An 18,558-nucleotide genomic window follows, 5' to 3' on the forward strand; every position below is an offset into this window, starting at 1 on the left:
ACGATTTCTGTGGCCACTATGGCGCCGATATGCTTCCACTATCCATTGTCATTCAGCTCTCGGTTTTTGCTGTAACCTGGTATGCGGCAGGCTGGGTATTCGCAATGGTCGTAACCGGCTTATCTTGCATCGGGTCATTTATCGCCCATCGCGGGGCTCAAACAGCACTGCCCGAAGACACAGAGGTCTTGCAGGATAATGCTGACGGCCAGCACAGCGACCTGACCTGCCTTGAGCAACTTGGCCACACCATTACCCCTCAGCTTAGGGATCAGATTGATAGCGCCCGGCAGCAAACTAAGCAAGCCGCAGATAATATGTCTGCTGAATTTTCGCAGCTTGTCAGCAATATTACCGCAACCCTCAGCAGTCTGGACGATAGCAGCGCCAGCAGCCTGCAGCAAACAGCGCAACACAGCCGTGAACAACTTACTCAGATCCTCACGTATCTCGAGCAGTCTAATGTCAGCCAGCAACGAAGAACAGACACCTTTAAAACTATGGTGGAGCAAAGTAAAGAGCTACAGGCAATGGCTATCGACGTCGCGAAAATTGCAGAGCAAACCAATTTACTCGCGCTCAATGCTTCTATTGAAGCTGCGCGTGCCGGTGATAATGGCCGGGGGTTTGCCGTGGTGGCCGATGAGGTAAGGGCACTGGCCAATTCGAGTGGTGAAACCGGCGTCAAGATCAACAAAATGGTCGAAACCATTGCCCAGGCAATGCAGAGCTCAATGAGTATGATGGAAAGTGAGCTTGAAGAGCGCCAGGCCCTGACCGACAAGTATCAGCGACAGATTAATGAAGTAATCGACACCTGGCTCAGCCTGTCACAAAACGTAGAGCAGCAAGCACAGGTGCTGCAAACCTCAAATGAGGACAATCGGCAGAAAATCTCGGAAATACTGGTCGACTTACAGTTTCAGGATCGTGTCGATCAGATCCAGGCTAGCGTTACGATTGCCCTGGACATTATGACCCAAGAGCTGGATGAATTTATTGCGCAGCGTCGCAGCAGCGCCAACGCCCGGTTCAATCACGAGCGGATCAGCGAGGCGTTATCGCGTACCGCTGCAACACGAGAGCAACGGCATATTTTGGCGACAAAAAGTAGCAGTGCCAGGAATGATAAGGACGACACAGTCGACGATCTCACTTTCTTCTGACATACAGCATGAGGATAAGTTATGAGCAAAACCATATTAGTGGTGGATGATTCCGATTCATTAAGACAAGTTGTCAATATTGCACTGACAGGCGCAGGCTATCAGGTGATTGAAGCGTGTGACGGCAAAGATGCACTAAGCAAGCTTAACGGCAATAAGGTGCACCTCATCATCAGCGACGTCAACATGCCCAATATGAATGGCATTGAATTCGTCAAAAATGTAAAACAACTCCCGCAGTATAAGTTCACCCCTGTGATTATGCTGACCACAGAAAACCAGCAAAGTATGATGGAAGAAGGTAAAAAGGCCGGTGCGAAGGCCTGGATGGTAAAACCCTTCAAGCCTGCGCAAATGCTTCAGGCAGTATCTAAACTACTGATGATGTGACTATCATGTCCGAGTGTTTTAAGTTTCCAGCGGAGCTGACCATCTACGAAGTACAGGATGTACATACAGAGCTTATCGCTTTTTTGGCTGGAAAAACGGAAGTCGCACTGGATCTAAGCCTGGTCGAAGAGCTCGACAGTGCCGGGATCCAGCTGGCTATCTGGCTGGTAAATTACTGCCGTAACACAGGTGTTCAGATAGGCACCCTTGCTTTATCCGATCTGCTCACTGCCAGACTGTCTTTATTAAATGTGGCCCTTACTGATCCCACTACAAGCGAGCCTTGATTATGTCTGTTGATTTGAGCGCTGCCATTACTACCTTTGTCAATGAATCAAAAGAGCTGCTGGCAGAGATGGAAAACAGCTTGCTTGATCTTGAAAGTAGTGAAGCAGGTAGGGATCAGGAAGAGACCATCAATGCCATCTTCCGCGCCATTCACACCATAAAAGGCAGTGCCGGGCTATTCGGCTTTGACTATGTCGTGAGCCTGACACACATTGCCGAGACGGTACTCGATGACGTCCGAGGTGGTAACAGAGAAATGAGCAAGCCCCTGCTCTCTTTGTATCTGGAAACCGGTGATTTATGTGATGAATTGATCCTGCTCGCCGCATCGGAAAATGAGCCCAGTGCGCAACAGCTTACCCAGCTTGCAAAGCTGACCGAGCAATTCAGTGCATTTACCGACAGTGCCGAGGCGCCGCAAAACACAGAGGCTGATAGCGAAGCACAGCCGCAAGATGGAACCTGGTTTATGTGTTTTGTTCCTAACGAAAATGTGCTGCGCAACGGCCTGGATCCGTACCCTTTTATTCACTTTTTGAATAACGAGGTGGAGTCTCTCGAAATTGCCACCAATTGTACTGCGCTCAATGCCGATACCCCCTACGACCCTGAATCCTGTTACCTGGCATTTTTGATGCTGTTTCATACCAGCCAGAACAAGGACGTGATAGAAGAGGTGTTCGAATTTATAAAAAATGATGCGGTGGTTGAGATTTTACCGCCAGATCAGTGTCACTACGACGCCATTACCGATTGCGCAAAACACTTTCCAGAACCAGCCCAGTTTCATGCCACCCTGGCACAACTGACACAATCACGCCTGCCGGCTCAACCCTTGAAACCTACGTCTATGCCAGATGAAGCCGAACCACCAGCTCAGACAAAAGGTAAGAAAAAAAATAAGCTCCACACCAGTAAAACCCTACGAGTTGAAGCCATGAAACTCGACCGATTGATCGATCAGGTTGGGGAAATGGTGATCACAGGTGCCCGTACCAACCTGCTGGCACACGAAACGGGTAACGAAACACTGATTGAAGCTATGGCCCTGCTGGAGCGACTGGTTGAAAACATTCGTGACAGCTCGTTAAAACTGCGCATGGTCCAGATTGGTGAAACCTTCAATAAGTTCAAACGGGTTGTTCGCGATGTGGCAGATGAGCTGGGCAAAGAGGTGGAGCTCAATATTGTCGGCGCCGATACCGAGCTGGACAAAACCTTTGTCGAAAAAGTCAGCGACCCACTGATGCACATCATTCGCAATGCCATTGATCATGGCATTGAACCACCCGAGCAGCGACTTGCTGCGGGTAAACCGGCATGTGGCCAGCTAACACTCAGGGCCTACCATGATTCTGGCTCAATCGTCATCGAAATTCAGGATGACGGTCGGGGACTGGATCAAAGCAAGATCCTGGCCCGAGCCATAGAAAATGGCCTGGTCAATCCAGACCACTCGTTACAGGATAAAGAAATCAATCTGCTGATTTTTGAACCGGGATTTTCTACCGCCGCTGCCGTGACCAGTATTTCCGGTCGTGGTGTGGGCATGGACGTGGTAAAACGCAATGTCGAAAGCCTGCGTGGTAGTGTAGAAGTCGACAGTACCAAAGGATTAGGCTCTAAAATTATCATTCGCTTACCGCTTACCTTATCCATCATAGACGGGTTTATGTTTACCGTTGGTGCCGAGGACTATGTGATCCCACTTGATACCGTAGTGGAATGCCTGGAGCTGCACGAGGTGGTGTCGGAGTCTGATATTCAGGATAAAAACTACATCAACCTCAGAACTGAGGTCCTGCCCTTTATTCGTCTGCGCACCCTGTTTGGGATCGAGCAGCAAATAGAACACACGAAGGAATCACTGGTCATCGTCCAGTTTGGCACGCTCAGAGCTGGCCTGGTCGTAGACTCGTTGCAAGGAGAGTTTCAGACCGTAGTAAAACCTCTGGGGAGGCTGTTCGAAGGCCTCAAATGTATCAGCGGCGCAACCATACTCGGCAGTGGCAAAGTGGCTATCATTCTCGATGTCTCTGCCCTGATCCGCACCGCAATTACTATGTACGAGTCCTTAGAACTCAAGCATTAGTCAGATAAATCGGAGCATAAAAATGTTTAAAAATCTGACCATCAAAAACAAAATCATTCTGGCCATGTTTACCATGGGACTATTGCTACTGGTGATTGCCGTGTCTGTGCAAATGAAAAATGGCCGTATAGAAGGATTTGCCACGAATGTAGGGCAATACGATATTCCCGAAGCCATCTATGCGCTGAATATGCTCGATGAGCTTGGCGATATGAACAGCAATGTACTGGAGTACATTGCCGGTGAAGCCGATGAAAAAGCGGACTTTTTGTCTAATTACAGTGAGTTTACTAACTATCTGGAAGACCTTAAACGGCTCAACTCTGTTGATACCAGCTACATTCGTCAACTTGAAGATCTTATTCGCCGGTATGCGAGCGAAAGTCAGGAACTGATCTTTGACCGCTTTGACCCCCTTCAGGAAGAAAAAGCAGTCGAAAAATATGAATACCTCAACCGCGAATTCGCAGAGCCACTGGAAAGCCTGCTCGACTCACAAAAAGAGGCCGAAGTGGCCGATGCCGGTAGCAGTGGTGATTTTGCCGAAGTGGTTAACGATGACTTACCTGGCGTACGCTACTATCTGGAACTGATCGACGAGCAAGGCGACATGATGAGCTCACTCAATGCCTATATGCGAGGTCGAGTCGGTGCCACAGCCGCGTTTGAAAAAGACGCCCGGACCTTTTCTAACTTTCTGGCTGAACTCAAACCGCTCGAAAGAAAGCCTGATGAAATTAAAGCCATTGGTGATATCGAGCGCATGTATCTGGGACTCTATAACGGCGGTAAAGAGATTTTCGCTATGTACGACCCCAGACAAAAAATCCAGGCATCTAAAGATGTTGACCGACTGGAGCATGACATTTTTAGTAAAATAGAGGAATTACTGGAAAAAATTTCCAATGAAGCCATTGCAGAAAGTACAACTTCTCTCAACGACCTGATGTCTGCCGCTCGTGACAGCATTCAGCTAGTCTGGGGCTTGCTGATAGTCGCCATTGTGCTGGCTATCGCCACCGCCGCCTTTTTGATCCGCGGCATAGTGCTCCCTATTAATGCACTGGCGGACGCCGCGGAAGATTTACGCTCAGGTGAAGGTGACCTGACCCGGCGTATCCCGGATTTTGGCAATGACGAGATTGGCCAAACGGCCCAGAGTTTTAACGGCTTTATTGAGCGATTGCAAAACATTCTGCTGGATATCCAGGAGTCCGTTGAGTCCATCGCCCACAGCACCAACGAAGTCAGTACGACCTCTCGTATGCTCAGTTCCACCTCGAACCAGCTTGCAGCCAGTGTGGAGGAAACCTCTGCGTCACTGGAGCAAATGAGCTCTTCTATCTCGATGAATACGGAGAACTCGAAAATGACCAATGACATTGCCAAGCAGTCCAGCAGTGAAGCAAACGATGGCGGCCAGGCGGTAAAAGACACGGTTCAGGCCATGACGCAGATTGCCGAAAAAATTGGTATTATTGAAGACATCGCTTACAAAACCAATCTGCTGGCGCTGAATGCTGCCATTGAGGCCGCCAGAGCCGGTGAACATGGTAAAGGCTTTGCCGTGGTAGCAGATGAAGTGAGAAAACTGGCAGAACGCTCTCAGGTTGCCGCACAGGACATCAGTACACTGGCCGACAACAGTGTTAAAATAGCTCAACATGCCGGCGCTATGCTCGACAGAATGGTGCCTAACATTGGCAAAACCGCTGATCTGGTACAGGAGATCACCGCCGCCTCAACAGAGCAAAGCACCAGTGTTGCTGAAATCAACCGCACCGTTGCCCAGCTTGATGAAATCGCCCAGCAAAATGCCTCCGCTTCGGAAGAGCTCGCGTCAACCGCTAAGATGGTTCAGGACCAGACCGGAGATATTCGCTCTACCGTGAGCTACTTTAAGTTAAGTAATAATGGTCGGGGCAGCAGCAAAGGACGTTCTTCTCATATAGTCCACGACAACAGTCATAACCGGGAAGACGGTTATACCCCGTTTGATGAGTAATGCGCTATGAATGACTTAATTCACAGCCCGGCTACCACGCCTTACGACCACGATAAGTATCTGGCGTTTGAGCTCAACGGCGCCCCCTATTCAATCAGTATTGCCATTGTCAGGGAGATAATGGAATACATTGAAGTGGACAAAATACCCATGGCGCCCGAGTTTATTATTGGTGCCATCAACCTCAGAGGACTGGTTATCCCGGTTTTTGACTTATCCGTCAGGCTCAACAAACCAGCCCAGGCCATCACTAATCGCACCTGCATTATTGTGGCTGAATGCGACTACAAAGCACAAAATATTACCGTCGGTTTAAAAGTCGACATGGTCACTAAAGTATTGGATATCCCAGCTCACGAGGTTGACCAGGTGCCCAGTATTGCCGGTCAGTTTCATAGTCGCTTTGTATACGGGCTGGCCAAACTGAAGGACAACCTGATGACCATACTGGATATCACCAAAATACTCACCCTGAATGATGTGCAGTTGTTTGACGACTTACAGCAGCAACACAAACAGCTATCTTTTGAGCTGCCTCTCGACGCTGACTCCAATACCCAGTTCGAGGAGACCTAACATGAGTTCAGAGTCTATAAGAATAAACAATAATACCGATAGCGAAGAGCTCCACTCTCTGTTGGTGTCTATCGGAAATGACACCTTTGGCATACCCATAGACTCGGTCAAAGAAGTGATTGAGCTGACTGACACCACTATGGTGCCTATGTGCAATCAGGTGATCAGAGGCGTGATCAACGTCCGTGGCAGCGTGATCCCCGTACTTGACCTGCAATACCGCCTGATGCTCAAAAACCCTCAGCCCTACAATAAATACAGCTGCATCGTATTATATGACTTCTATGACCCCAGCCTGGATGAAACCATGACGCTCGGCATGCTGGTCAGCAGCGTGATGTCCATCCAATTCATTAACTGCACTCAGCTGGAAGATTCGCCCTCATTTGGTGCCAATATCCCTCGTCATTTCGTCTGGAAAATGGCTAAGATCAATAATCAGCTCACTATTTTGCTGGATATGAAAAGCGTACTCAATATCAGCGAAATCAATACTCAACTGAAGTCCTCTCAGGCCGAGTTTTTTACCCGGTTTTGCCAGCGCTAGGTCACTATGGCGATTTCAGCGCTGGAATTTCAACAACTCAATCGGCTGTTTGAACAGCATACCGGAATAAGTCTCGGTAAAAACAAAGCCGATATTGTGGCCAGTCGCCTTGCCAGCCGGCTGCGCGCCAGTCGTAGTCCTTCTTTCAGCAAATATTACCGATTATTACTGACTCCGGAGGGCCAGGATGAGCTGCAGATTTTCATCGATAAGCTGACCACACATGAGACCTATTTTTTTCGCGAGCAGGCCCAGTTTGAGTTTCTTTACCATTATTATCAACACAATCGCCCCAGGCATTCACCTATCCGCGCCTGGAGTGCAGCCTGCTCCAGCGGTGAAGAAGCCTACTCACTCGCGATGATCCTCGACGATCTGTTTTATAATCGCCCCTGGCACGTTATCGGCACGGATATTTCGGAAATGTCGGTGTTGATGGCCAAAGATGCCCGCTATGCGATTTCCACCGTGGGGAAAATTCCTAAACGTTATCGGATCCGCTACTGCATGAAAGGGACTGGTAAAAACGCTGATAATTTTACGCTCATCCCAACGCTGAAAAAACAGTGCAGTTTTCAGGAAGACAACTTATTGAACCTGACCACAGTAGATTTCTCGTTTGATGTTATCTTTTTGCGTAATGTACTTATCTACTTTGACAAACCAAAACAACAAGCCATCCTGAATAATATCATCAAGCGTTTAAACCATGGCGGTTTACTCTTTCTTGGGCACTCGGAAGCCATGCGCGATAAACCCGCATGCCTGCAAACCCTGAGCCCATGCATCTATAAGAAGGTAGCCTTATGACCAGCGTCTTTATCATCGATGACTCTGCCCTGATGCGCCAGATCATGAGTGAGGTCATCGCCCATGAGCGCACCCTAAATGTCAGTGGTACAGCACCGGATCCCATCATTGCTGAGCGCAAAATGAAACTCAACTGGCCAGATGTTATCTTGTTAGACGTCGAGATGCCAAAAATGGATGGCTTAACCTTCCTGAAAAAAATCATGCAGGAACGTCCTACGCCAGTGATAATCTGCTCAGCGCTGGCTCAGGAAAAAACGACCACTGCCATCGAGGCATTGGCCTGTGGGGCGGTCGATGTTATTGCCAAACCCACTCAGGGGCTGGGAGAGTTTCTGCACAGCGACTCGGTGTCGCAGATCATTGACGCCATCAAAGCTGCCACCAAAGCCAAAGTTCGTCAGCTAAAGTATCTGGATGAAGGCACGTTCCGGGAATTGCATACAGCGGAAGAGGTACTGCCTGCACACAAGACAGCGCAACCTCCAGAGAGCGCGGGGAAAGTCATAGCCGTAGGTGCCTCTACCGGTGGTACAGAGGCAATCGCTCGGCTGCTCCAGCTACTGCCAGTTCATTCTCCTCCCATTGTCATTGTGCAACATATGCCAGGCAAGTTTACGGCGGCGTTTGCACAACGTCTCAATGACATCACACCACATACCGTCACGGAAGGACAAACCGCCGCACGGATCCGCCCAGGCCATGTTTATATCGCGCCGGGTGGTCAACATATGTTGGTAAAACGTCAAGGCTCGGACTACTATTTAGAAATACGCGATGGACCACTTGTGAGCCGTCATAAACCTTCGGTCGATGTGCTGTTCCGCTCTGTGGCTCAGTCGGTTGGAAACCACGCCATTGGCGTGATCTTAACCGGCATGGGAAACGACGGAGCCAGTGGTTTGCTGGAAATGAAGCAAAAAGGTGCGGTTACTTTTGCAGAAAGTGAAGCCAGCTGTGTGGTATTTGGCATGCCTAAAGAAGCCATCGCAAGGGGGGCCGCCGACAAAATCTACGCGCTAAGTAACCTCCCTTACCAGATCCAAAAAGCGCTTGGGTGATCTGTATGAAAAACCAACTGACTCAACTTCTGGACATTGCCTATCTCAGCTATGATGAGCAGGGCCAGATCATCACCCTCTCTGAAGCGGCTGAACGTATGCTGGACTTAAAACCCCGCGATGTTCTGTCACAAAAATTAGTGTTTATTGACGAAGATTTTAAAGAACTCAGTATTTCTGAAATCTTGTTCGACCCTATTTTTGACCAGATAGAGCTTGGCGTTAGCATTGATAACAGCAGCGTAACCTGGGTGAAGTTGTATAGTTTCAGACAGGAAGACCTTCATTATGTCCGGCTGGAGCCCATAGAAGAGCTAATCTCTATCAGACGCCTGAATAAACAATTGGCAATCCGAGACCCCCATACCGGATTACTCTATCGGGATGCCTTTATCAGCAAAATTAAAGAGCAACCACATCAGGGCACCATTTGCTGCGTCCGTATTTGTAATTTTCAGCGTATTTCTGAGGTGTGGAATATTGGCGTTGCCAATTTGGTGTTTATGGAGATCCTGGCACGATTTCAGGGCGAGTTCGATAAGGGTATTTTTTCAAAGCATTCTTCCGATTGTTACTGCGTGTTTATCCCGCACTTTGTGCCCATCAACATAGAAACATTATACAAACAGCTGAACGAGCCCTTTAATTTTAACGGCAACAGTTTCTACAGTAATGTCTCACTTGGCTATTACAAGGAGCAGCCCGATGACGACCATGAACTGAGCCTCAATAAAGCGGAAATGGCCACCTTTGATTCGCTCTCTGATCATAATCGTCTGGTCGAGTTCAAAGAGACACTGGCAAAGCAAATTGAGCGGCAAAACAAAATCGAGACTGGTTTGCGTAGTGCCCTTTATCAGGGCAACCTGACAGACAGCTTTGAGGTCGTCTTTCAGCCAATTCATGACACCAAGACCGAGCGGCTGATAGGCGCAGAGTGTCTGATGCGCTGGCAGCTTGATGGCCAGCCTGTTCCGCCTAGCGAATTTATTCCCATTATAGAAAGCACCGGGGAAATCAATAAACTCACGCACTTTACCCTGAGTCAGATCAATGTATTGAAGGGACTGCTGGCAGAAGAGCAAATTGAAGCCAGCTTGTTTCGTTTTGCCATCAATATCAGCGTTGTAGAAATTCTCGATGTAAACTTTACCACCCGACTGCTGCAAGCTCTGGACAGACTGGCACTCAATCCCGCTAAGATAAAACTAGAGCTGACTGAGTCGGCCCTGATTGACAACTTTAATTACATCAATGAGATTTTACAGAAACTACAAAGTCAGGGGCTGATGATATCCATAGATGACTTTGGCACTGGCTACTCCAGCCTGAGTTATTTATGTAAACTGCATTTCGACGAGATAAAAATCGACCGGGCCTTTGTGACTCATGTTGTCAGCGACGGTAAAATGCAGTCTTTATTTAATTCTATTGTGTCACTGGCCAAAAACCTCGATAAGCCTCTGGTTGCTGAGGGCATTGAACACTTAGATCAAATGATTTACGCCAAGGCCAAAGGCGTTGAATATGTGCAGGGCTATTACTACAGTAAACCATTAAGTATTAAAGACTTTGTAGACTATGTTGTCGCCGATAAGTCAAGCTACCTGCACTTTGAAGAGTAACGAATACGATAACGCATACACAACGTACAAATTATTTATACGTTATCGTATGCGTTTTCAGTCCTAACCACCCAGAACTCTGGCAGGGTCGACTTTAACAGCCTGCCAGGCTGGATACAGGCAGGACAATACGGCAATCACCAGAGTGATAGACAATACAGCCACGACATCAAACCACATCAGCTGACTGGGTAAAAACTCAATAAAGTACACTCCCTGAAGCGGATTGTCCCCATCCATCTCAACCCAGGCGCGAAACAAATCAGAGATATTCAGCGCCAGCAAAATGCCAATAAACAAGCCTACCAGGGCACCAATAAGCGCATAACTCACTCCCTGGATCGCAAAAGTAGTAAAAATGGTACTGTCTTTTGCACCCATGGTTTTTAAAATCGCGATATCGGCCTGTTTTTCTTTCACTTCCATTACCATGGAAGACACTATGTTAAAGCTGGCGACTGCGATTATCAGAAACACCACCAGGTAGACTATGGTTCTGACCATCTGAATGTCCTGGTAAAGGCTGCCCTGAGTACGAAACCAGCTGTTAACATAAACCAGATCAGGCAACGCCCTGCCTGCAGACATCGCTATCTGATGCGCAGCAAACACATCATCAACTTTGGCGCGCAGTCCGGTTACCTGATCTTGTGCAAGCCCCATCGCCTGCTGTAACCTGTTCACCGAGACCAAAGCCAAAGTACGGTCGATTGGCCCGCCCATATCGATAACGCCCGCCAATACAAAGTTCAATCGTTTAGGCGCCGCCAGTGGAGAGTCAGCCTGCGGGTTTGCCACCAACAGAGTGAGTTTATCACCACGCTCTAACCCCAGCTCAGCCGCAATATGACGGCCCAGCACGATATCATCGTCAGACAAAGAGGCCAATGCAGCTCCGTTTATGAACTGCCCCACATCCGACACTTTGTGATGGGTGAGGAAATCAACGCCTTTTACCTGCGCCGCCTTGAGCTCACCGCGGAACTGAACCATGGCTGTCACCGATATTTCAGGTGCCGCCGCCACTATGCCAGGTTGCGCCTCTAGCAGCGATACTTTGTCGGGCCAGCTGGAAATAGGATCATAAGGCGCCTGATAAGCAACATGCGGGACCACAGACAATAAACGGGTTTTCAGCTGCTGTTCAAACCCGTTTATCACAGACAAAGCCACGATCAATACCGCAACCCCCAGCATCACGCCCAGCGTTGACGACTTACTCAAAAACCCGATCAACCCCGCCTGATGCTTGGATGCGCGTAACCGGTTACTGATAAACACACTCAGCATTGCATTAAGCCTCGCTATGTAGCGCTTGCTCGACCAACACACCGTCGTCCAATGCAACGGCTCGGCCCAGTTTTGCAGCTAATTCTAAGTCGTGTGTCACCACCACAAAACTGGTTTTTAAATCCCGATTCAGCTCCTTAAGCAGCGCATAAATTCTCAAGGCATTTTGCTTATCCAGGTTACCAGTTGGTTCATCGGCCAAAACCAGTGACGGGCGCGTAACCAGTGCGCGTGCTATCGCCACTCGCTGGCGCTCTCCCCCTGACAACTCTGACGGACGATGGCCACCGCGATGGGCCAGACCAACTTTGCCCAGCATTTCCTCAGCCTGTGCATGCGCCGCTTTGGGTGACTGACCCGATATCAACAGCGGCATTGCGACATTTTCAAGCGCCGTAAAATCCATCAGCAGGTGATGAAACTGATAGATAAAGCCCAGATTTTGATTACGAAAGTCGGCTTGTTTGCGACGCGACAAGCTGGCCACATCGGTGCCTTTAATGCGCACCGAACCACTACTTGCGGTATCCAGCGTACCAAGAATATGGAGCAAGGTACTTTTACCCGAGCCAGAGCTCCCCACAATTGCCAACATGTCTCCCTGAGCAAGTGACAGGTTTACTCCTTTTAGCACTTCAACCTGCTGGCCAGCTTCATCATAAGCCTTATTCAGACCCTGACATTCAATTACTAAATCACTCATACCTTAACACCTCAGCAGGTAGCACTTTTGCGGCCATAAACGCCGGATACAATGTTGCCAGAAAACTCAACACCAGACTGGTTACAACAATCAGACTCAAACTCAGCCAGTCAAATCTGACTGGCAGCTCTGCCCCACCGAGCAGAGATAGCCCACTCAACGCCAGCACCTGGTTGATATTACTCGCCAGCAGGTAACCACATACTGTGCCGATAAACGTACCCACTACGCCGTTGTACAAGCCCTGAACCATAAAAACGCGTGCAATGGCACCCGGAGCGAGCCCAAGAGTTTGCAAAATAGCCACCTCACCTTGCTTCTCGCTGACCATCATCGACAACGCCGAAACAATGTTAAACACGGCCACAATCACAATCAGCCCCAGCAGCAAAGACATAATGCGCTTTTCCATTGCCACCGCAGCAAATAACGCGCCCTGCTGCACATGCCAGTCTGAATACGTCAGGCCCGATAACAGCGGCGCATGGGTGGTTTTGAATGCATTCACCGCAAAAGCATCTTCAAGCGTAATGCTGATATCAAAGTCGCCGGGGTTGCGTTTTAACAGGCGTTGCAGGCTTTTACCATCGGCAAATGCCAGGTTGACATCGGCTTCGCTGTGGGTGTTGTAGATTAACGCAACGGTAAACAGGCGCTGCTTAGGCACCCGCCCCATCGGCGTGTAACTGCTGATGTCCGGCATGATCACCCGAACCTTTTGTCCCAGTCGCACATCCAGCTGATTAGCCAGGTAACGACTCAGGGCCAGTTGATATTTCTGCTCACTAAACTGCGTTATGCTGCCAGCTTCGATATGAGCCTCCAGTGCTGAAGGATAGCCAGAGAAGGCGCCTTGCAGACGCACGCCCACCAGATCCTTATTAGTTTGCAGGATCACGTCGCTGGTCACATAAGGGGTCACACGTTTAACTTCAGGCAAGCCGCTCAGCTGCTTTAACAGCGTGGATGCATCACCCGCTTTGTCGTCCGACGACTTGTGTAACTGCACATGGGGGATCAAATCGAGCATGGCATTTTTGAGGCTCTGTTCAAACCCATTCATCACAGAGCTAACCGTAATGAGTGCCATTAATCCGAGCGCTATCCCGGCGATGGAAAAAAACGAAATAAAAGACACAAACCCATTGCCTTTCGTAGCACGGCTGTATCTGAGCCCTATATAAAGGCTAACAGGCTGAAACATAATAGTTTATTTTTCTACACATAAGTTCAGTGCACGATACTAGCACAATCCCGAAAGCCGGGTCATACCTTTGACCCCAAAAAAAAGTGTAAAATTTTTTTAATGCGGCCCTAAATTACCTTAGGTTTTAGTGTAGAATGCGGCAAATCTCGCGGTATGGACCTTCAATGTTTTCGTTATCAAGATTTAAACATATGAATTTAAAGGGAGATTTGTTCGGTGGTGTGACCACTGCAATCATTTCCCTACCACTCGCCCTCGCCTTTGGCGTGGCATCCGGCGCCGGAGCTGAAGCCGGCATGTGGGGCGCAATTCTCGTTGGCCTCTTCGCTGCCCTGTTTGGCGGTTCAACTTCCCTGATCTCCGAGCCAACTGGCCCGATGACGGTCATTATGACAGCAGTGTTGACCACTATGGTGTCAAAATACCCCGAAGCCGGACCGGCAATGGCGTTTACTGTGGTGATGATGGCCGGGGCATTCCAGGTATTACTCGGCACCCTCAAACTCGGTAAATATGTCACCCTGATGCCCTATAGTGTGGTTTCCGGGTTTATGTCGGGCATTGGCGTCATACTGATCATCCTGCAGCTGGCACCTTTGCTTGGCCACCAAGCGCCGCCAGGCGGCGTTCCCGGTACCTTATCCGCTTTCCCTGAATTATTTCTTAATCTCCATTTCTCCGAACTCTTTTTAGGTATTCTGACCCTGGGTGTGTTGTTCTATATGCCTAAGAAGTATCGCCAGTACGTGCCCGCTCAGCTGGTTGCTCTGGTGGTGGTAACCCTGATCTCTATTGTACTTTTCGATACCGATAGCATTCGTCGTATTGGTGAGATCCCAAGCGGCTTGCCCGAAATAGTCTGGCCGACTTTTACACCCGAACTGTTTACTGAAATGGTTATCGACGCGCTGGTACTGGGTACATTGGGCTGTATCGATACCTTGCTTACCGCGGTTATCGGAGACAGTTTGACCCGCACCGAACATGACTCCGACAAAGAGTTGCGCGGTCAGGGGGTGGCCAATATGATCGCCGGTTTCTTTGGTGCCCTGCCGGGTGCCGGAGCCACCATGGGCACAGTGGTAAATATCCAGGTCGGCGCGCGCTCTCCGCTTGCAGGGATTTTCCGTGCACTGATCCTGATGGCTGTGGTCTTTGTGGCTGGGAGCCTGACAGAGCCCATTCCCATGGCAGTGCTTGCTGGTATCGCTGTTTATGTCGGGATCAATATCCTCGACTGGAGTTTTATTCAGCGTGCGCACAAGCTCAGCATCAGCCAGATGGCCATCATGTATGGTGTAATGTTACTGACCGTGTTTGTTGATCTCATGGTTGCAGTAGGCCTGGGTGTATTTATTTCCAATATTATGGTAATCGAGCGTCTGAGCCAGGTGCAGGAACAACATGTAAAGGCCATCAGTGATGCAGATGAGGACGTGCCCTTGTCAAAACACGAGCGCGCCCTGCTGGAACAGGCAAAAGGTCAGCTTTTGTTCTTTTACCTGTCGGGCCCGATGATCTTCAGTGTTTCAAAGGCTATAACCCGCCAGCACCGCCATATCGGTGAGTATAAAAGTATGGTACTGGATCTAAGCGATGTGGCCATGCTCGATGTGACCGTCAGCCTGGCCATTGAAAATGCCATCAGCGACGCACTGGATGCCAACTGTCAGGTGTTTATTTATTCACCAAACAAAGACACCAGTGAACAACTACAAAAGTTTGATATTCGCAGCAAGCTGGGAGACCATGCATTCTGTAAAAGCCGCGAGCAGGCATTGACCAGAGCGCTGGAAGCCATGGAGGAAAATAGCATTCAGGCTTAAAGCGACTGCGCCAAAAAGTCTATCAGCGCACGGATGGCGGTCGACAGGTATTTTCTGGGTGGGTAAACCGCCCAGATCCCTTCCTCTTTGGGTGTGAAATCATCCAGCACGGTCACCAACTCTTTGCACTCAATGGCATCTTGCACGTAATAGTGTGGCAACTGCACCACCCCCAGTCCCTGTTTTGCCGCATCAAGCAGCGCCCAGCCGCTGTTACAGCGCAGCGTACCCGTCACCTTGACATGTCGCTCAACACCGTGGTCCATAAAACGCCAATATTGCGCATTACCGAGCAGACAATTTTGCCTGGCCAGATCTCTGATGGAAGTGATAGGACCCTGTTGCTGTAGGTACTCAGGTGACACACAAACCAGAGTACGCCGCTGAGACAGGCGCTTTGCGTGCAGCGACGAGTCTTTGAGCTGGCCAATGCGGATAGCCAGATCAACCCCCTGCTCCACAAGATCCAGCTGCGCGTTAGTCAGTTCCATTTCAACAGTAACGGAGGGAAAACGACACATAAACTGATGTACCAGCGGCATAATATATTGCTCGCCGTACATCACAGGTGCCGTCAGCCTGATTTTACCCGTAGGTTCACTGTCTCTTTGTCGCAATGCTGCGGTGGCGTCCTCGTAGGCATGTTGCAGTAATCGGGCATGACCCAGGAATATCTGGCCTTCGGGTGTGAGTGCCAGATTGCGGGTGGTCCGGGTCAGTAGCTGATAGCCTAGCTCCGATTCTAAGGTTTTAACCCGGCGGCTAACCTGCGCCACCGACGTATCTAACTGTTGCGCAGCACCGGTAAAAGAGCCACATGTCGCTACCGCGACAAATTCATCTAAACCTGACCATCTGTCCATTATTACAAATACGTAAAAGTCTTTCTTATTTTTTAAGATTATCAAACTCTCACAGCAAGTTATACTTTTGTTTTCACACTACAAAACTGGAGTAATAATGGCTGAATTTATTAAATCACGGGCGGCAATTGCCTGGGGACCGGGACAACCACTCAGTATTGAAGAAGTGGATGTAATGATGCCTAAAGCAGGCGAAGTACTGGTCAAAATTGTTGCCACCGGCGTGTGTCACACAGACGCATTTACCTTGTCGGGCGATGATCCAGAAGGCGTTTTCCCGGCCATTTTAGGTCACGAAGGCGGCGGTATTGTTGAAGCGGTGGGCGAAGGTGTCACCAGTGTTGCCGTCGGTGATCATGTGATCCCACTTTATACACCTGAATGTGGTGAGTGTAAATTTTGTACTTCTGGCAAAACAAACTTATGCCAGAAGATCCGTACCACTCAGGGCAAAGGGGTGATGCCGGACGGCACTACCCGTTTTTATAAAGACGGTGAGCCAATTTACCACTACATGGGCACCTCAACTTTCTCTGAGTATACCGTACTGCCTGAAATTTCTCTGGCGAAAGTCAACAAAGAGGCGCCGCTTGAAGAGATCTGCCTGCTGGGTTGTGGTGTTACCACCGGCATGGGCGCGGTAATGAATACTGCCAAGGTGCAACCCGGTGATACCGTTGCTATCTTCGGTTTAGGCGGTATTGGCTTGTCGGCGGTGATCGGTGCGGTTATGGCGGGTGCCAGCCGGATCATCGGCGTAGATATCAACACAGACAAATACCCATTGGCACAAAAGCTTGGCGCAACCGATGTCATCAACCCAAATGACTACGACAAACCCATTCAGGAGGTGATTGTCGAGATGACTGACGGTGGCGTTGACTTTTCATTTGAATGTATTGGTAACGTCAATGTGATGCGCAGTGCCCTGGAATGTTGTCACAAAGGCTGGGGCGAGTCCGTGATCATCGGGGTTGCCGGCGCTGGTCAGGAAATTTCTACCCGTCCTTTCCAACTGGTAACAGGACGCGTCTGGCGTGGCACTGCATTTGGCGGAGTGAAAGGTCGCTCTGAACTGCCAGAAATCGTCGAGCGCTATCTGGCGGGTGAGTTTAAGCTGGATGATTTCATTACCCACACTATGTCGCTGGATGATATCAACGAAGCGTTTGAGCTGATGCATCAGGGCAAGAGCATTCGTTCAGTGATCCATTTCTGAGGAAGCCCTATGGAATTAGTGAGCGAAAATAAAGTTGCCGGGGGCTGGCATCGACGTTACCGTCATCGAAGTCAGCATACTCACTGTGACATGACCTTTGCTATCTTCTTGCCTGAGCAGGCCAATAGCGACCAGCCAGTACCTGTGCTGTACTGGCTGTCGGGATTGACCTGTAATGATGAGAACTTTATGCAAAAGGCGGGCGCGTTTAAACGGGCTAATGAATTGGGCATCGCCATTGTGGCACCGGATACGTCGCCGCGCGGTGAAGATGTGGCCGATGATCCGGACAAAAGCTATGACTTTGGGCTGGGTGCAGGCTTCTATGTCAATGCCACGCAGCCGCCATATGATAAACATTATCAGATGTACAGCTATGTCAGCGAAGAGCTGCCAGCCTTAATCGAGCAGCATTTTCCGGTATCCGAAAAGCGTGCCATTGCCGGGCATTCGATGGGGGGTCATGGTGCGCTGGTGGTAGGGCTGAAAAACCCAACCCGTTATCACAGTATCTCTGCGTTCAGCCCCATTGCTAACCCTATTGATTGCCCCTGGGGTAAAAAGGCCTTTACGGGCTATCTTGGAGAAGATCAAACCCTCTGGCATGCTTACGACGCTTGCCATCTGCTGAGACAAAGTCAGGAAGGTCTTAGGGTGCCCATTCGGGTTGATCAGGGCGAAGCCGATCAGTTCCTAGTCGAGCAGCTCATGCCAGAGACCTTAGTTCAGGCAGCTAAGGCTGTGGACTATCCGCTTATACTGACTATGCACCCTGGATATGACCATAGTTACTTCTTCATTTCCTCGTTTATCGACGCGCATCTGGATTTCCACGCGCAACATATAAAGTAACCACAAAAAAAGGCGCTAACGCGCCTTTTGCTTGCTTA

General features: G+C 49.4%; 17 protein-coding genes. 13 read left to right on the forward strand and 4 right to left on the reverse strand.

Features of this window, described 5'->3' with window-relative positions; genetic code table 11:
• The first annotated feature begins 29 nt into the window (after window positions 1-29).
• The 10 genes from TW77_RS24080 to TW77_RS01705 are packed head-to-tail and all read left to right on the forward strand — an operon-like array spanning window position 30 to window position 10,560.
• Entirely contained in the window at window positions 30-1,166 is a 1,137-nt protein-coding gene (locus tag TW77_RS24080; RefSeq protein ID WP_052712998.1) for a methyl-accepting chemotaxis protein, read from the forward strand.
• Window positions 1,167-1,187: 21 nt separating this feature from the next.
• Window positions 1,188-1,556, forward strand: a complete 369-nt coding sequence (locus TW77_RS01665; RefSeq protein ID WP_046003219.1) for a response regulator — start codon at window positions 1,188-1,190, stop codon at window positions 1,554-1,556.
• Between the two features lie 5 nt (window positions 1,557-1,561).
• Complete coding sequence (locus TW77_RS01670; RefSeq protein WP_046003220.1) at window positions 1,562-1,843, forward strand: STAS domain-containing protein; 282 nt, start codon at window positions 1,562-1,564, stop codon at window positions 1,841-1,843.
• Window positions 1,844-1,845: 2 nt separating this feature from the next.
• The gene (locus TW77_RS01675) at window positions 1,846-3,936 is read left to right on the forward strand and encodes a chemotaxis protein CheA (RefSeq protein WP_046003221.1); all 2,091 of its coding nucleotides are present in this window, start codon (window positions 1,846-1,848) and stop codon (window positions 3,934-3,936) included.
• Between the two features lie 22 nt (window positions 3,937-3,958).
• Window positions 3,959-5,941, forward strand: a complete 1,983-nt coding sequence (locus TW77_RS01680; RefSeq protein WP_205623840.1) for a methyl-accepting chemotaxis protein — start codon at window positions 3,959-3,961, stop codon at window positions 5,939-5,941.
• A 6-nt stretch (window positions 5,942-5,947) separates the two neighbouring features.
• The gene (locus TW77_RS01685) at window positions 5,948-6,517 is read left to right on the forward strand and encodes a chemotaxis protein CheW (protein WP_046003222.1); all 570 of its coding nucleotides are present in this window, start codon (window positions 5,948-5,950) and stop codon (window positions 6,515-6,517) included.
• Window position 6,518: 1 nt separating this feature from the next.
• On the forward strand, window positions 6,519-7,064 hold the full coding sequence (locus tag TW77_RS01690; RefSeq protein WP_046003223.1) for a chemotaxis protein CheW: 546 nt from the start codon (window positions 6,519-6,521) through the stop codon (window positions 7,062-7,064).
• Between the two features lie 6 nt (window positions 7,065-7,070).
• On the forward strand, window positions 7,071-7,874 hold the full coding sequence (locus tag TW77_RS01695) for a CheR family methyltransferase (protein WP_046003224.1): 804 nt from the start codon (window positions 7,071-7,073) through the stop codon (window positions 7,872-7,874).
• Window positions 7,871-8,935 carry a protein-glutamate methylesterase/protein-glutamine glutaminase gene (locus tag TW77_RS01700; protein WP_046003225.1) on the forward strand — a complete coding sequence of 355 codons (1,065 nt, stop codon included), beginning with the start codon at window positions 7,871-7,873 and terminating at the stop codon, window positions 8,933-8,935. Before TW77_RS01695 ends, TW77_RS01700 begins: the two co-directional genes overlap by 4 nt.
• 5 nt (window positions 8,936-8,940) lie before the next feature.
• Window positions 8,941-10,560, forward strand: coding sequence for a bifunctional diguanylate cyclase/phosphodiesterase (locus TW77_RS01705; protein WP_046003226.1), 1,620 nt, complete (start codon window positions 8,941-8,943; stop codon window positions 10,558-10,560).
• Between the two features lie 63 nt (window positions 10,561-10,623).
• Here TW77_RS01705 and TW77_RS01710 read toward each other — a convergent pair whose 3' ends face one another.
• The 3 genes from TW77_RS01710 to TW77_RS01720 are packed head-to-tail and all read right to left on the reverse strand — an operon-like array spanning window position 10,624 to window position 13,757.
• The gene (locus TW77_RS01710; RefSeq protein ID WP_046003227.1) at window positions 10,624-11,850 is read right to left on the reverse strand and encodes a lipoprotein-releasing ABC transporter permease subunit; all 1,227 of its coding nucleotides are present in this window, start codon (window positions 11,848-11,850) and stop codon (window positions 10,624-10,626) included.
• Window positions 11,851-11,854: 4 nt separating this feature from the next.
• The gene (gene lolD, locus TW77_RS01715) at window positions 11,855-12,553 is read right to left on the reverse strand and encodes a lipoprotein-releasing ABC transporter ATP-binding protein LolD (RefSeq protein ID WP_046003228.1); all 699 of its coding nucleotides are present in this window, start codon (window positions 12,551-12,553) and stop codon (window positions 11,855-11,857) included.
• Window positions 12,546-13,757, reverse strand: coding sequence for a lipoprotein-releasing ABC transporter permease subunit (locus TW77_RS01720; RefSeq protein ID WP_046003229.1), 1,212 nt, complete (start codon window positions 13,755-13,757; stop codon window positions 12,546-12,548). The genes lolD and TW77_RS01720 overlap by 8 nt, the downstream gene beginning before the upstream one ends.
• 167 nt (window positions 13,758-13,924) lie before the next feature.
• On the opposite strand from TW77_RS01720, the gene TW77_RS01725 reads away from it, so the two are divergent.
• Window positions 13,925-15,586, forward strand: coding sequence for a SulP family inorganic anion transporter (locus tag TW77_RS01725; protein ID WP_046003230.1), 1,662 nt, complete (start codon window positions 13,925-13,927; stop codon window positions 15,584-15,586).
• On the opposite strand, the gene TW77_RS01730 is transcribed toward TW77_RS01725, so the two are convergent.
• Window positions 15,583-16,449, reverse strand: coding sequence for a LysR family transcriptional regulator (locus TW77_RS01730; RefSeq protein ID WP_046003231.1), 867 nt, complete (start codon window positions 16,447-16,449; stop codon window positions 15,583-15,585). The two genes, TW77_RS01725 and TW77_RS01730, sit on opposite strands and share 4 nt — an antisense overlap.
• A 94-nt stretch (window positions 16,450-16,543) precedes the next feature.
• Here TW77_RS01730 and TW77_RS01735 point away from each other — a divergent pair, with 94 nt between their 5' ends.
• On the forward strand, window positions 16,544-17,668 hold the full coding sequence (locus TW77_RS01735) for an S-(hydroxymethyl)glutathione dehydrogenase/class III alcohol dehydrogenase (protein ID WP_275041922.1): 1,125 nt from the start codon (window positions 16,544-16,546) through the stop codon (window positions 17,666-17,668).
• Between the two features lie 9 nt (window positions 17,669-17,677).
• On the forward strand, window positions 17,678-18,520 hold the full coding sequence (fghA, locus tag TW77_RS01740) for an S-formylglutathione hydrolase (protein ID WP_046003233.1): 843 nt from the start codon (window positions 17,678-17,680) through the stop codon (window positions 18,518-18,520).
• Window positions 18,521-18,558 lie beyond the last annotated feature (38 nt).

This window comes from Pseudoalteromonas rubra, from assembly GCF_000967655.1.
Taxonomy (GTDB): Bacteria; Pseudomonadota; Gammaproteobacteria; order Enterobacterales; family Alteromonadaceae; genus Pseudoalteromonas; species Pseudoalteromonas rubra_A.

Coding starts and splice junctions, on each gene's coding strand:
- TW77_RS24080 (WP_052712998.1), top strand. CDS start 30: ATGCTTCCACTATCCATTGTCATTCAGCTCTCGGTTTTTGCTGTAACC.
- TW77_RS01665 (WP_046003219.1), top strand. CDS start 1,188: ATGAGCAAAACCATATTAGTGGTGGATGATTCCGATTCATTAAGACAA.
- TW77_RS01670 (WP_046003220.1), top strand. CDS start 1,562: ATGTCCGAGTGTTTTAAGTTTCCAGCGGAGCTGACCATCTACGAAGTA.
- TW77_RS01675 (WP_046003221.1), top strand. CDS start 1,846: ATGTCTGTTGATTTGAGCGCTGCCATTACTACCTTTGTCAATGAATCA.
- TW77_RS01680 (WP_205623840.1), top strand. CDS start 3,959: ATGTTTAAAAATCTGACCATCAAAAACAAAATCATTCTGGCCATGTTT.
- TW77_RS01685 (WP_046003222.1), top strand. CDS start 5,948: ATGAATGACTTAATTCACAGCCCGGCTACCACGCCTTACGACCACGAT.
- TW77_RS01690 (WP_046003223.1), top strand. CDS start 6,519: ATGAGTTCAGAGTCTATAAGAATAAACAATAATACCGATAGCGAAGAG.
- TW77_RS01695 (WP_046003224.1), top strand. CDS start 7,071: ATGGCGATTTCAGCGCTGGAATTTCAACAACTCAATCGGCTGTTTGAA.
- TW77_RS01700 (WP_046003225.1), top strand. CDS start 7,871: ATGACCAGCGTCTTTATCATCGATGACTCTGCCCTGATGCGCCAGATC.
- TW77_RS01705 (WP_046003226.1), top strand. CDS start 8,941: ATGAAAAACCAACTGACTCAACTTCTGGACATTGCCTATCTCAGCTAT.
- TW77_RS01710 (WP_046003227.1), bottom strand. CDS start 11,850: ATGCTGAGTGTGTTTATCAGTAACCGGTTACGCGCATCCAAGCATCAG.
- lolD (WP_046003228.1), bottom strand. CDS start 12,553: ATGAGTGATTTAGTAATTGAATGTCAGGGTCTGAATAAGGCTTATGAT.
- TW77_RS01720 (WP_046003229.1), bottom strand. CDS start 13,757: ATGTTTCAGCCTGTTAGCCTTTATATAGGGCTCAGATACAGCCGTGCT.
- TW77_RS01725 (WP_046003230.1), top strand. CDS start 13,925: ATGTTTTCGTTATCAAGATTTAAACATATGAATTTAAAGGGAGATTTG.
- TW77_RS01730 (WP_046003231.1), bottom strand. CDS start 16,449: ATGGACAGATGGTCAGGTTTAGATGAATTTGTCGCGGTAGCGACATGT.
- fghA (WP_046003233.1), top strand. CDS start 17,678: ATGGAATTAGTGAGCGAAAATAAAGTTGCCGGGGGCTGGCATCGACGT.